This is a genomic window from Streptomyces sp. NPDC023573, from assembly GCF_055559735.1.
Genome location: NZ_JBVHKB010000009.1, coordinates 78672 through 91985, shown reverse-complemented (window position 1 = coordinate 91985; position 13314 = coordinate 78672). Strand labels below are relative to the sequence as shown.

Here is a 13314-nt window from a genome sequence, read left to right as displayed (position 1 = left end):
AGGCGAGAGAACCATGCGGATCGGCGAGCTGGCCACACGTACGGGCGTGAGCGAACGCTCCCTGCGCTACTACGAGACCCAGAACCTCCTGACGGCCGACCGCACCCCCGGCGGCCACCGCGACTACGCCGAGAGCGCGGTCGACCGCGTGATCCGCATCCAGGAGTTCTACGCCGCCGGGCTGTGCAGCTCGAAGATCGCCGAACTGCTGCCTTGTGTACGGGACGCGGACGGCGGTCCCTCCGAGATCGCCACGTCGCGTCTGGTCAGCGACCTCTCCGTGGAGCGGGAACGCATCGACCGGAAGATCGACGAGCTACGGCGCTCCCGGGAGGTGCTGGACGACGTGATCGCCACGGCGGCGGGCGGGGCCCCGAGCGAACGCTGAGCCGGGCACCCGTCCGTCATCTCCCCGGCGAACGGTCCGGACCGCAGGTCCGCCGAAAAAGGGGACACAGGGTGTCGGGTATGACGTCGAGCATGGTTTCACCGGTCGTCGGCGATGACATTCATGGACCGGGCCGTGCAGCCTGCCAGGACTCGAGGAGATTCATGCCCGACACATCGACCACTTCGGAACCGCCGCTCCACGGAAGGATCGCCCTGGTCGCAGGCGCCACCCGGGGCGCCGGGCGCGGTATCGCCGTTCAGCTCGGCGCGGCGGGGGCGACCGTCTACGTCACCGGCCGCACGACCCGGGGCCGGCGCTCGGAGTACGACAGGCCCGAGACGATCGAGGAGACCGCGGAGCTCGTCACCGCCGCGGGCGGTACGGGCATCGCGGTGCCGACCGACCACCTGGTGCCCGAGCAGGTCCGTGCGCTGGCCGAGCGCATCGATGCCGAGCAGGGTCGTCTCGACGTGCTGGTCAACGACGTCTGGGGCGGCGAGCGGCTGTTCGCCTTCGACAAGCCGGTGTGGGAACACGACCTGGACGACGGGCTGCGGCTGCTCCGGCTGGGCGTGGAGACGCATGCGATCACCAGCCACTTCCTGCTGCCCCTGCTGGTGCGGCGGCCGGGCGGGCTCGTGGTCGAGATGACCGACGGAACAGCCGCGTACAACGCGGCGAACTACCGCAACTCCTACTTCTACGACCTGGTCAAGAACAGCGTGCTCCGGATGGCGTTCGTCCTCGCCCACGAGCTGGAGCCGCACGGCGGGACCGCCGTGGCCCTCACCCCGGGATGGCTCCGCTCGGAGATGATGCTCGACACCTTCGGCGTGGCGGAGGAGAACTGGCGCGACGCGCTGACCGAGGTGCCGCACTTCTGCATCTCGGAAAGCCCGGCGTACGTGGGCCGCGGGGTCGCCGCTCTGGCCGGGGACACGGACCTGGCCCGCCGGAACGGGCAGTCACTGTCCAGCGGGCAACTCGCCCAGGAGTACGGCTTCACCGACCTCGACGGTTCCCGCCCCGACTCCTGGCGCTATCTCGTCGAGGTCGCCGACGCCGGGAAGCCGGCCGACGCGTCGGGGTATCGCTGACGGTCGGGCCGGGGGGGTCGCTTCGGCTGAGGAGCCGAGCCGCCTACTCCTCGGCGAAGACGTCCTCGGCCGACCGGGCGGTGGGGGCCCGCAGAAGCCAGCGGTTCAGGGTGTCGAGATCACCGCAGGTGGTGATCCGTTCACGCGCCTCGTCCGATACGTCGACGCCCGCGTGCGCGAGGAAGAGCAGGATGCCCTGCGCAATGCCTTCCGTCCGGCCTTCCGTCCGGCCTTCCGTCCGGCCCTCGTCCCGGATTTCCTCTGCCATGAAGGACTTGTAGAAAGAGAGGTCCACGGCCACCAGGTTCCTCCACTGTTGTGCGGCCGGGCGGTTGCCCAGGCCTTGCGCGGTGAGTTCGACAAGGGGATCGGCGATGATTTCAGGTACGTCCCGCAGAGCGGTGGACAGCGTTTTCAGTATGGCACCGATGTCCGGATCGGCAGCATGTGTGATTGCCGCCAGCGTGGTCAGCGCCAGATCCTTCCGGGCCTCGGCGACATCGGTGATCACCGGCATGTTGTGCGGGCCCGCGACGAGAGGACGCAGGGTGAGCGCGGGCCACTGGCGGGGGCCGATGGAGACAGGGGCGGAGGCCCATTCCGCCGTCGCACGGTCCTGACAGACGACCAGCAGCAGCGGCGGAAGCCGGTATTTCGTGTGGAGGTAGGACAGGTAGTAGGCCCAGCTCGCCGGCTTGTCCGCGTCCTTCTTCCCCTGGGCCTCGATGGCCAGGAGAAACGGCTCATCCTGCTCCGTCTCCAGCCGCAGCAGGGTGTCCACCCGCCGTTCGAGAGGCCGGTTCTCGGTCAGGTCGGTAGGCATCACAGTGACCGAGACGGGCGGGGCGATCGTGATCCCCAGTACTTCCGAGACACGGGAAAACAGGCCCGGGTGCTCCTGGAAGATGCGGTGCATCGCCTCATGGGGCGAACTGACCATGCGGAACTCCTGCGGGTGGCTTGATGCTCGAAGCTCCCCCGAGCACCGGGTTCGTCCTTGCCAGGAGCATATGTTCGCAGTGTCATCCAAACCCGCCCCAAAGAGGCGGATCACCCATGTGAGTGACGTACTCAGAACGGCAGTTACGAGCAGCCGCTTCCGGAGCCCGACCGCGCGGCTCCGGAAGCGGCCCGCGCTCCGCTACTGCGGCAGCACCGGGAGCAGCTCCGGCAGGTGCCCGTCCGACGCCGCCGCGGCCTTGACGCGCTCCTCCGGGACCTCGCCGTACAGCGTCGTGCGCGGCTTCGCCGGCCGGCCCGCCAGGTCGGCGATGGCGACGAGGTCCTGGATCGACCGGTACGAGCCGTAACTGGAGCCCGCCATGCGGGAGATGGTCTCCTCCATCAGCGTCCCGCCGAGGTCGTTCGCGCCCGAGCGCAGCATTTCGGCTGCCCCTTCCGCGCCGAGCTTCACCCAGCTGGTCTGGATGTTGGTGATGTGCGGGTGGAGCAGGAGGCGGGCCATCGCGGTGACGGCCCGGTTGTCGCGGTCGGTGGGACCCGGGCGGGCGATGCCCGCCAGGTAGACCGGGGCGTTGGTGTGGATGAACGGCAGCGTCACGAACTCCGTGAAGCCGCCGGTCTCCTGCTGGAGCCGGGCCAGCGTCCGGAAGTGGCCGAGCCAGTGGCGGGGCTGGTCGACATGGCCGTACATCATCGTGGACGAGGAGCGCAGGCCCGTCTCGTGGGCCGTCCTGATGACCTCCAGCCAGTCGGCCGTCGGCAGCTTGCCCTTGGTGAGGATCCAGCGGACCTCGTCGTCGAGGATCTCCGCGGCGGTGCCGGGGATCGAGCCGAGGCCGGCTTCCTTCGCGGCCGTCAGCCAGTCGCGGATGGACATGCCGGTGCGGGTCGCGCCGTTGACGACCTCCATCGGTGAGAAGGCGTGGACGTGCATGCCCGGTACGCGTTCCTTCACCGCCCGCGCGATGTCGAAGTACGCGGTGCCGGGCAGGTCCGGGTGGATGCCGCCCTGCATGCAGACCTCGACCGCGCCGACGTCCCAGGCCTGCGCCGCGCGGTCGGCGACCTGGTCCAGGGAGAGGGTGTAGGCGTCGGCGTCCGTACGCCGCTGGGCGAAGGCGCAGAACCGGCAGCCGGTGTAGCAGACGTTGGTGAAGTTGATGTTCCTGGTGACGATGTAGGTGACGTCGTCACCGACCACGTCACGGCGCAGGGTGTCCGCGATCCGGCACAGCTCGTCCAGCGCCGGCCCTTCCGCGTGGAGCAGGGCGAGGGCCTGGTCGTCGGTGAGCTTGGTGGGGTCGTCGGCGGCCTGGCTCAGGGCCTGGCGTACGTCGGTGTCGATGCGGGACGGCACCATGCCGGGGGCGGCGGCCTCCCGCAGTGCCTCCCAGTCGCCGTACACCTCGTCGAAGTCGTCGCGCCGGTCGCCGGTGCGGCCCTCGGTGTCGATGGTGCGGTGCAGGTCCGTGCGGCCGGACGAGCCGAACCCCTCGTCGGGCTCCTGCCAGGGCAGCCCGGCCGGGATCACGCCCTCCCGGGCGAGACCCGTCTCCGGGTCGGCGAGCGCGCGCACGTGCGGCAGGAGGCGGGGGTCGAGCCAGGGCTCGCCGCGTTGGATGAACTCCGGGTAGATGGTGAGGCGTTCGCGCAACTGGAAGCCGGACTCGGCGGTGCGGGCGGCCAGCTCGTCGATGTGCGGCCAGGGGCGCTCGGGGTTCACATGGTCCGGGGTGAGGGGTGACACGCCGCCCCAGTCGTCGATGCCCGCGCCGATCAGCAGGGCGTACTCGGCGTCGACGAGATTCGGCGGGGCCTGGATGCGGGCCGAGGGGCCGAGGATGTGGCGGGCGACAGCGATCGCGGCGGCCAGCTCCTCCAGTTCGGCGTCCGGCATCCCGCGCATCGCGGTGTCGGGCTTGGCGCGGAAGTTCTGGACGATGACTTCCTGGATGCCGTGGTAGGCGCGGGCCGTCTTGCGCAGCTCGAAGAGGGAGTCGGCCCGCTCCTCGTACGACTCACCGATCCCGATCAGGATTCCCGTGGTGAACGGCACGTTGGACCGGCCGGCGTCCTCCAGCACCCGGAGCCGGACGGCCGGCTCCTTGTCCGGGGACCCGTAGTGCGGTCCCCCCTTCTCCGACCACAGCCGGGTCGCAGTCGTCTCCAGCATCATGCCCATGGACGGCGCGACGGGCTTCAGCCGCTGAAGGTCCGTCCACGTCATCACACCGGGGTTCAGGTGCGGCAGCAGCCCCGTCTCCTCCAGCACCCGTACCGCCATGGCCCGCACATACGCCAGGGTGTCGTCGTACCCCTCGGCCTCCAGCCACTCCCGCGCCTCGGGCCAACGGTCCTCGGGCCGGTCGCCGAGCGTGAACAGAGCTTCCTTGCAGCCCATTTCGGCGCCCTTGCGGGCGATGTCGAGGACTTCGTCCGGCGACAGGAACATCCCGTGGCCCGCGCGCTTGAGCTTCCCGGGCACGGTGACGAAGGTGCAGTAGTGGCAGGTGTCCCGGCAGAGCCGGGTCAGCGGGATGAAGACCTTGCGGGAGTACGTGATCACTCCCGGCCGGCCCGCGGCTTCGAGACCCGCGTCCCGGACCCGGGCGGCGGACGTGGCGAGATCGGTCAGGTCGTCCCCCCGCGCCTGGAGCAGGGCGGCGGCCTCGGCCACGTCGAGGGCGACGCCGTCGCGGGCCCGCCGGAGGGCACGCCGCATGGCGTTGGTCGTGGGGCGCTGAGGAACGGTCATGATCCGAGCATACGAGCGCGTCACTCCTTCCGGACCAGGGCCTCTTCCCCGCGTAACCGCCGTTCGACCACTGGCGCCTTGGCCGTTATGTCCCGCTTGCCCCGTAGGCTCGGGGAGGTGATGGAAACGATCGTCTTCGACATCGGAGAGACCCTCGTCCGCGACGACCGCCACTGGGCCTCGTGGGCCGACTGGCTCGGGGTCCCGCCGCACACCGTCAGCGCCCTGGTCGGCGCCGCCGTCGCACAGGGCCGCGACGGCACCGACGCGTTGCGCATCCTGCGCCCCGGCATGGACGTCGGGGAGGCGTCCCACGCCCGGGCGGCGGCCGGGCGTGGCGAGCACCTGGACGAGAGGGACCTCTACCCCGACGTCCGCCCGGCGCTGGCCGAACTGCGCGCGCTCGGCCTGCGGGTCGTCGTGGCGGGCGACCGGACGGCGCGGGCGGGAGCGCTGCTGCGAGCCCTGGACCTGCCGGCCGACCTGGTCGTCACCTCGGAGGAGTGGGGCGTCACCAAACCGGACCGGGAGTTCTTCGCCCGCGTCCTGGAGGTGTCGGGCGCCGCGCCGGAGGCCACCCTGTACGTGGGGGACCACCCCGCCGACGACCTCTTTCCGGCCAAGTCGTGCGGACTGCGGGCGGCCCACATCCGCCGCGGCCCGTACGGACATTGGTGGGCGGACCACCCGGACGTGCTGGAGACGGCGGACTGGCACATCGGCGCCCTGACCGAACTCCCGGGACTGCTGGGCAGAACCGCGCGACGCCGGGCGTCCCGGGGCCGGCGCGAGGAGACCGCACCGCAGGGGGAGACCGCGCCGGGCGAGGAACCCGCGCCGCCGGGGAAAACCGCGCCGGGCGCGGAGACCGCACCGCAGGGGGAGACCGCGCCGGGCGCGGAAACCGCACCGCAGGGGGAAACAGCCTCACCCGAGGATTCCGTCCCGCCCGGGGCCGCCGCCCCACCCGACGGGACCAGCCCGCCCCAGCGGCTACGGGTCTGAGCCCTGCGCCCCCACTCCCCTACTCCTCGTCTCCCCGCAGCGAGAGCCGCAGCCGGTCGCTGGCCAGCCTCATGTGCTCGGCCATCGCCGCGTCCGCGCCCTCCGGGTCCCCCGCCCGGATCGCGTCGAGCACGGCCCCGTGCTCGTGCAGCGTCCCGCTGACCGTGCCCTCGATGTCTCCCGCCCGCTCCATCCACACCTGGAGCAACGCCCGGATGGAGTGCAGGATGTCGCTGAGCACCGTGTTGCGGGCGATGTTCGCGGTCTCCAGGTGGAAGGCGATATCGGCGTCGATGAACGCCTTGACGTCCGTCCCCGCCTCCCGCATCCGCTCCAGGTGCTCCTCCAGCCGCTCGACGTCGGCCTCGGACGCCCGGTCCGCGGCCAGCCGCGCCGACATGCCCTCCATGAAGGTGCGGACCTCGACCAGGTCCTGGGTGCGGCGCTGACCGAGCATCAGGCCCCAGTTGATGGCCCGCGGCAGGAACTCCGAGGTCCCCTCGCGGACGTACGAGCCCGAGCCGGGCCTGATCTCGATGATGCCCAGGACGTCCAGCGCGGACAGCGCCCCGCGCACGCTGGACCGCGCGACGCCGAGGGCGTCGGCGAGCTGGCGCTCGGCGGGCAGGCGCGTGCCGGGCTTCAGGTTCCCCTCGGACAGGTGATCAAGAAGCCGCTTGGCCACCTCACTGACCGAGGACTCCCGTACGACGGGGCGCAGAAGTGACGTGAAATCGGGCGCTTCGGGCTGCGTGGACACGCTGACCAGTACATCAGACGGGGCGGCGGAACCCCGGAGCGGGCGGACGATAACGCGCTCATCGGCCCAGGAGAAGAGCTCAGGGGAGCGACCTACGTCACTTTGGTAAATTGGTGACCAATTTAGGATCCAGGGCTAGCTTGGAGTTGTTCACCGGCCGGAAACACAACCTTCCACGGTTCGCCTTCGCCTGCCGGAGCAGACACGGAATCGGACAAAGCGGTCCGCAAGCGAGGAGTCTCCATGGGCGCCACTGCGCATTCAGCGATCGAGAGATCAGCGATCAAGAAGGTCTCGGTCCGGCTCGTCCCCTTCGTGGCCCTGATGTTCTTCGTGAACTACCTGGACCGGACGGCCGTCTCCTTCGCCGAGCCCAACGGCATGGGGCAGGACCTCGCCCTCACCGCCGCGCAGTTCGGCTTCGCCTCCGGGGTCTTCTTCATCGGCTACATCATTCTCGAAGTGCCCAGCAACATGGCGCTGCACAAGTTCGGTGCCCGGCGCTGGCTGGCCAGGATCATGGTGAGCTGGGGCATCGTGGCCCTCCTCTTCACCTGGGTGCAGAACAACGAGCAGCTGTACACGCTCCGCTTCCTGCTCGGTGTCGCGGAGGCGGGCTTCTTCCCCGGCGCGATCCTCTTCCTCAGCCAGTGGGTGCCCTCCCGGCACCGTACGAAGGTGCTCGGCCTCTTCTATCTGGCGCAGCCCCTGACCACCGTCATCGGCGCCCCGCTGGCCGGATGGTTCATCAACCAGCACGGGCTCTTCGGCCTCGAGGGCTGGCGCGTGATGTTCCTCGGCGTGTCCATCCCGGCGATCCTGCTGGGTGTCATCGCCTGGTTCTACCTGATCGACAAGCCGGCCGACGCGAAGTGGCTGACCTCCGAGGAGCGGGACTGGCTGACCGCGGAGCTCGCCGCCGAGAACGCCGGCAAGACCGGCGCCGGTGAGAAGGCCGCCCACGGCAAGGACGCCCTGAAGGCCGCCTTCACCAACAGCCGCGTCTGGATCCTCGCGCTCATCTACTTCGGCTTCATCTACGGCCTGTACGCCCTCGCCTTCTTCCTGCCGACGATCATCAACGGCTTCCAGGAGCAGTTCGGCACGACGTTCAGCGTGATGGACAAGGCCCTGATCACGGCCATCCCGTACCTCCCGGCCGCGATCGTCCTCTACTTCTGGTCCCGCCACGCCACCAGGCACGGCGTCCACACCTGGCACATCGCGGGCCCGGCCGTCGTCGGCGGGATCTCCATCCCGGTCGCCCTCTACATGGGCTCACCGGCCGCCACGGTCGCCGTGATCACCGTCACCGCCTGTGCGATCTTCGCCGCGCTGCCGGTCTTCTGGTCCGTCCCCTCGCAGTTCCTGACCGGCGCGACAGCCGCGGCCGGTATCGCCCTGATCAACACCGCGGGCAACGTGGCCGGCTTCGCCGCCGGTTACGTCACCGGCTGGCTGAAGGACTTCAGCGGTGCCTACTACCTGCCGCTGTTCCTCGTCGGGGCTTTCATGCTCATGTCCGCCGCGCTGATGCTGTGGCTCGCCAACCGGTCGAAGGGCCGGGGAGCGAACCAGGGCCGGCCCCTCGCAGAGGTCCGCTGATGACCCGCCTGTCCAACGACCCCGCCGCCTTCGCCGACGAGGCACTCGAAGGCTTCGTCGCCGCCCATCCCCGCAGGGTCCGCCAGGTCCCCGGCGGTGTGGTCCGGGCCACCCGCACCGCTCCCGGCCAGGTCGCCGTGGTGGTCGGCGGCGGCTCCGGCCACTACCCGGCGTTCTCCGGTCTCGTCGGCCAGGGCCTCGCCCACGGCGCGGCCGTCGGCAACGTCTTCGCCTCCCCCTCCGCCCACCAGGTGCGCCAGGTCGCGCGGGCCGCCGAGACCGGCGGCGGTGTCCTCCTCGCGTACGGGAACTACGCCGGCGACGTCCTGCACTTCGGCCAGGCCGCCTCCCGGCTCACCGCGGAGGGCGTCCCCACCCGCACGCTCGGCGTCACGGACGACATGTCCAGCGCCTCCCCCGCCGAGGCCCACAAGCGCCGCGGTGTCGCCGGTGACCTGGTCGTCTTCAAGGCGGCCTCGGCCGCGGCCGAGGCCGGGCTCCCGCTGGACGAGGTGACCAGGATCGCCGAGCTGGCGAACGCCCGCACCCGGTCCTTCGGTGTCGCGTTCTCCGGCTGCACCCTGCCGGGCGCCGACCACCCGCTGTTCAGCGTCCCCGAGGGCCGGATGGCCGTCGGCCTGGGCATCCACGGCGAGCCCGGCATGGGCGAGCAGCCCGTACCGACCGCCGACGAGGCGGCCGAGCTCCTGGTCTCCACCGTCCTCGGCGAGCTCCCCGAGGGGGTCGACTCGCCCCACGGGCAGCGCGCGGCGGTGGTCCTCAACGGCCTCGGCTCGGTGAAGTACGAGGAACTGTTCGTCGTCTACCGCCGGGTCGCCCAGCTCCTCGCCGAGGCCGGTGTGGAGGCCGTCGACCCCGAGGTCGGCGAGCTCGTCACCAGCTTCGACATGGCCGGAGTCTCGCTCACCCTGTGCTGGCTCACCGACGAGCTGGAGCCCCTGTGGACGGCCCCGGCCGACGCCCCCGCCTATCGCAAGGGCACCGTCGAGGCTGCGGACCTGTTCGTCCCCGACCCGGCGGCGGAGACCGCCGAGGAGCCCGTCGCGCCCGCCACCGACGCCTCCCGCGAGGCCGCCCGCACGGCGCTCGCCGCCCTGCGCGTCCTCAAGGAGACCGTCGACGTCCACGCCGAGGAGCTCGGCCGGATCGACGCGGTCGCGGGCGACGGCGACCACGGCATCGGCATGCAGCGCGGCTCCACCGGGGCGTACGAGGCCGCTGCCCGCGCCGAAGCGCTCGGCGCCGGCGCAGAAACGCTTCTTCACCGGGCCGCCGACGCCTGGGCGGACCGGGCCGGCGGCACCTCCGGCGCGCTGTGGGGCGTCATGCTCCGGGCGCTCGGCACCGCGCTCGGCGACACCGAGCGGCCCACGGCCCCCGTCGTCGCCACCGGGGTCGCCCGGGCCGCGGCGGGTGTGATGGAGCTGGGGAAGGCGGAGGTCGGTGACAAGACCATGGTCGACGTCCTCGTCCCCTTCTCCTACGCGCTCACGGCCGCCACCGACGCGGGGCAGCCCCTTGCCGCCGCCTGGGACACCGCCGCGCACTCCGCGTCCGCCGCCGCCGAGGCCACGGCGCAGCTGCTCCCCCGGATGGGCCGCGCCCGCCCCCACGCCGAGAAGAGCCTCGGCACCCCGGACGCCGGCGCCCACTCGCTCGCCCTGATCGTCCGTGCCGTGCACGGCGTGTTCGTACCCACACTGGAGAACCACTGATGTCCGAGAAGCGGTCCGAGAAGCCGTCCGAGAAGCTCCGTGTCGTCGTCGGCTGCGACGACGCCGGTTACGCGTACAAGGAAGCCCTCAAGAAGGACCTGGAGGCCAGCGGTCTCGTCGAAGCCGTCACCGATGTCGGCGTCGACGCGGACGGGCACACCGCCTACCCGAAGGTCGCCATCGCCGCGGCCGAGATGGTCGCGCGCGGCGAGGCCGACCGGGCCCTGCTGGTCTGCGGCACGGGCCTCGGCGTGGCCATCGCCGCGAACAAGGTCAAGGGCGTCCGGGCCGTCACCGCCCACGACTCCTTCTCCGTCGAGCGCGCGGTCCTCTCCAACAACGCCCAGGTCCTCACCTTCGGCCAGCGCGTCGTCGGCCTGGAGCTGGCCCGCCGGCTGGCCTCCGAGTGGCTGACGTACCGCTTCGACGAGGCGTCGGCGTCCGCCGCCAAGGTCGCGCTGATGGACGACTACGAGAACAAGCAGGAAGCCGCAGCCTGATGTCCCCCGCGCAGACCCCCCAGGGCCCCCGGGTCACGATCGGGGTGAGCCTGAAGATGTACTTCGGCCACCACGAGACCCTCAACTGGGCCCGCAGCATCGCGGATCTGGCCGCCCGGCACCCCGCCGTCACCGGCGGTTCGGCCGAGCTGTTCGTGCTGCCCGCCTTCCCCGCCCTCGTCCCGGTCACCGGCATCCTGGCCGGCACCCGGGTGCGTACCGGGGCGCAGGACCTGGCGACCGAGGACTCCGGTCCGTACACCGGCGAGGTCAGCGGCGCGCACCTGCACGAGATCGGCGCCCGCTACGCCGAGGTCGGGCACGCCGAGCGCCGCCGGCTCTTCGGCGAGGGCGACACCGTCGTCGCCGCCAAGACGGCCGCCGCCCTGCGCAACGGGCTGACCCCGGTGCTCTGCGTCGGCGAACTCGACCAGGTCTCCCCCGGCGAGGCGGCCGCCCGCACGGTCGCCGAGGCCGAGCGCGTCCTGGCCACGGCGGCCCACGACGGCCCCCTCGCCCCGGTCGTCCTCGCCTACGAACCGCAGTGGGCCATCGGTGCCCCCCGGCCCGCCTCACCCGAGCACATCCGCACGGTCTGCGAGGCCCTCACGGCCTGGCTCGCCACCCAGCCCTCCCTGGCCGACAGCCGCGTGATCTACGGCGGCAGCGCGGGCCCGGGCCTGCTGACCGAGCTGGGCCCGTGCGTCGACGGCCTGTTCCTCGGCCGCTTCGCCCACGACCCGGCAGCGGTGGAACGCATCCTCGACGAGGCGCGGGAAGGGGCCGCCGCGTGTACGGCCTGAGCACCTACGCCTTCTTCTGGCGCATCTCGGACAGGGCTCCCCGCCCCCTGACCCTCGACGAGATGCTCGCCGAGACCCACCAACTGGGCGGCGAGGTCTTCCAGATCTGCGACTACCCGCTGATCGAGTCGTACGACGACGACCAGCTCGACGCCCTGCGCGCCACCGCCGCCGGCCACGGCATCACGCTGGAGCTGGGCACCAGGGGCGTACGCACGGAGCACCTCACCGGCTACCTCCGCATCGCGCGGCGCCTGGGCGTCACCCTGGTCCGCTCCATGCTGAACACGGCGGAGCACCGCCCGACCGTCGCGGAGGCCACGGCGCTCCTGCGCGAAGCCGTCCCCGCCTACGCGGCGGCAGGCGTCACGCTCGGCCTGGAAACCTACGAACAGGTCTCCACCGACGACCTGTTGTCCGTCGTGCGCGGCGTGGACAGCCCGAACCTCGGCGTCGTCCTCGACCCGGGCAACAGCGTCGCCCGCCTGGAGCGCCCGGTGGACGTCGTCGACGCCACCGCCCCGTACGTGGTGAACATCCACGTCAAGGACTTCTCGTTCTCCCGCCGCGACGGCTGGGTCGGCTTCACCTACGCCGGCTGCCTTCTCGGCGAGGGCCTCCTCGACTACGACCACATGATCCGCGAGGTCGGTCCCGACGAGCGAGGCATCAACCAGATCGTGGAGCACTGGCTCCCCTGGCAGGGCGATTTCGAGGAGACCGCCCGCCTGGAGGACCAGTGGACCCGGCACAGCATCAACACCCTTCTGAGGAGCAAGTAATGGCCACCGGATCCAGGACCGTCGCCGTCATCGGGGCCGCAGGCAAGATGGGCCAGCGCGTCTCGAACAACCTGGTCAAGAGCGACTTCACCACCCTCTTCGCCGAGAACTCCCCCAAGGGCCAGGAGCTGATCCGCGAGCTCGGCCGAGAGCTGACCGACAGCGCCGACGCCGCCGCGCAGGCCGACGTCGTGATCCTCGCCGTCCCGGACGTCGTCCTCGGCACGGTCTCCGAGCAGCTCGTCCCGGTCATGAAGCCGGGCGCGATCCTGCTGACCCTGGACCCGGCCGCCGCGTACGCCGGCCTGCTGACCCGCCGCGCGGACGTGCACAACGCCGTGGCGCACCCCTGCCACCCGTCGGTGTTCCTGGAGCGGACGACCAAGGAGGAGTGGGCGGACACCTTCGGTGGCATCGCCGCCCCGCAGGAGGTCGTGGCCTCCTTCGAGCCCGCCGCCGAGTCCGCCGACCCGGCGGCGCGGGAGCTGGCCGAGGCCGTCATCTCCACCATGTACGCCCCGGTCGTCGAGGTTCACTGGGTGACGGTCAAGCAGCTCGCGGTCCTGGAGCCGACGCTCGTCGAGACGATCGCCTGCATGGTCGGCGCCCTGCTGACCGAGGCCCTGCACGAGACGGTCCACACGGTGGGCGTCCCGGAGAAGGCGGCCCGCGCGATGCTGCTCGGCCACACCCAGGTCGCGCTCGCCAACACGCTCAAGGGCTCGAACCCGTTCTCCGACGCGTGCCTGATCGCGATGGACTACGGCCGCGAGTCGATCGTCCGCGACGACTGGAAGAACGTCTTCAAGGACGACGAGCTCGACAAGGTCATCACGCGGATGCTCAAGATCAAGGAGATCAAGCGCTGACCAGGGCCTGACACCGGCACCACCGCTCAGGTCTGCCGCGAAACCGGG

At 71.3% G+C, this 13314-nt stretch carries 11 protein-coding genes and 1 pseudogene; 9 read left to right on the top strand and 3 right to left on the bottom strand.

Annotation, left to right across the window (positions count from 1 at the left end; translation table 11 throughout):
- Positions 1-13: 13 nt before the first annotated feature.
- Both ACZ32T_RS26980 and ACZ32T_RS26975 read left to right on the top strand, forming a co-directional pair.
- On the top strand, positions 14-388 hold the full coding sequence (locus ACZ32T_RS26980; protein ID WP_467369444.1) for a MerR family transcriptional regulator: 375 nt from the start codon (positions 14-16) through the stop codon (positions 386-388).
- A gap of 164 nt (positions 389-552) precedes the next feature.
- Positions 553-1488, top strand: a complete 936-nt coding sequence (locus tag ACZ32T_RS26975) for an SDR family oxidoreductase (protein WP_467369443.1) — start codon at positions 553-555, stop codon at positions 1486-1488.
- 43 nt (positions 1489-1531) lie between these two features.
- On the opposite strand, the gene ACZ32T_RS26970 is transcribed toward ACZ32T_RS26975, so the two are convergent.
- Together ACZ32T_RS26970 and ACZ32T_RS26965 are read right to left on the bottom strand one after the other, a co-directional pair.
- Positions 1532-2428 (bottom strand): RpnC/YadD family protein, encoded by an 897-nt coding sequence (locus tag ACZ32T_RS26970; protein ID WP_467369682.1) that lies wholly within the window; start codon positions 2426-2428, stop codon positions 1532-1534.
- A gap of 201 nt (positions 2429-2629) precedes the next feature.
- Positions 2630-5206 (bottom strand): bifunctional FO biosynthesis protein CofGH, encoded by a 2577-nt coding sequence (locus ACZ32T_RS26965; protein WP_467369441.1) that lies wholly within the window; start codon positions 5204-5206, stop codon positions 2630-2632.
- A gap of 120 nt (positions 5207-5326) precedes the next feature.
- Between ACZ32T_RS26965 and ACZ32T_RS26960 the strand changes: the two are divergent.
- Positions 5327-5954 (top strand): annotated as a pseudogene (locus tag ACZ32T_RS26960) (HAD family hydrolase); the annotation flags it as partial.
- A gap of 276 nt (positions 5955-6230) precedes the next feature.
- Here the strand turns inward: ACZ32T_RS26960 and ACZ32T_RS26955 are convergent.
- Positions 6231-6971, bottom strand: a complete 741-nt coding sequence (locus ACZ32T_RS26955) for a FadR/GntR family transcriptional regulator (protein ID WP_401522164.1) — start codon at positions 6969-6971, stop codon at positions 6231-6233.
- A 243-nt stretch (positions 6972-7214) separates the two neighbouring features.
- On the opposite strand from ACZ32T_RS26955, the gene ACZ32T_RS26950 reads away from it, so the two are divergent.
- The 6 genes from ACZ32T_RS26950 to ACZ32T_RS26925 are packed head-to-tail and all read left to right on the top strand — an operon-like array spanning position 7215 to position 13266.
- Positions 7215-8576 (top strand): MFS transporter, encoded by a 1362-nt coding sequence (locus ACZ32T_RS26950; RefSeq protein WP_467268699.1) that lies wholly within the window; start codon positions 7215-7217, stop codon positions 8574-8576.
- Positions 8576-10312, top strand: coding sequence for a dihydroxyacetone kinase family protein (locus tag ACZ32T_RS26945; RefSeq protein WP_467369439.1), 1737 nt, complete (start codon positions 8576-8578; stop codon positions 10310-10312). The genes ACZ32T_RS26950 and ACZ32T_RS26945 overlap by 1 nt, the downstream gene beginning before the upstream one ends.
- The gene (locus tag ACZ32T_RS26940) at positions 10312-10812 is read left to right on the top strand and encodes a ribose-5-phosphate isomerase (RefSeq protein ID WP_467268702.1); all 501 of its coding nucleotides are present in this window, start codon (positions 10312-10314) and stop codon (positions 10810-10812) included. The genes ACZ32T_RS26945 and ACZ32T_RS26940 overlap by 1 nt, the downstream gene beginning before the upstream one ends.
- On the top strand, positions 10812-11615 hold the full coding sequence (locus ACZ32T_RS26935) for a triose-phosphate isomerase family protein (protein WP_467369437.1): 804 nt from the start codon (positions 10812-10814) through the stop codon (positions 11613-11615). Before ACZ32T_RS26940 ends, ACZ32T_RS26935 begins: the two co-directional genes overlap by 1 nt.
- Positions 11603-12397, top strand: coding sequence for a sugar phosphate isomerase/epimerase family protein (locus ACZ32T_RS26930; protein ID WP_467369435.1), 795 nt, complete (start codon positions 11603-11605; stop codon positions 12395-12397). Before ACZ32T_RS26935 ends, ACZ32T_RS26930 begins: the two co-directional genes overlap by 13 nt.
- Positions 12397-13266 carry a phosphogluconate dehydrogenase C-terminal domain-containing protein gene (locus tag ACZ32T_RS26925; RefSeq protein ID WP_467268709.1) on the top strand — a complete coding sequence of 290 codons (870 nt, stop codon included), beginning with the start codon at positions 12397-12399 and terminating at the stop codon, positions 13264-13266. The genes ACZ32T_RS26930 and ACZ32T_RS26925 overlap by 1 nt, the downstream gene beginning before the upstream one ends.
- The last annotated feature ends 48 nt before the right edge of the window (positions 13267-13314 follow it).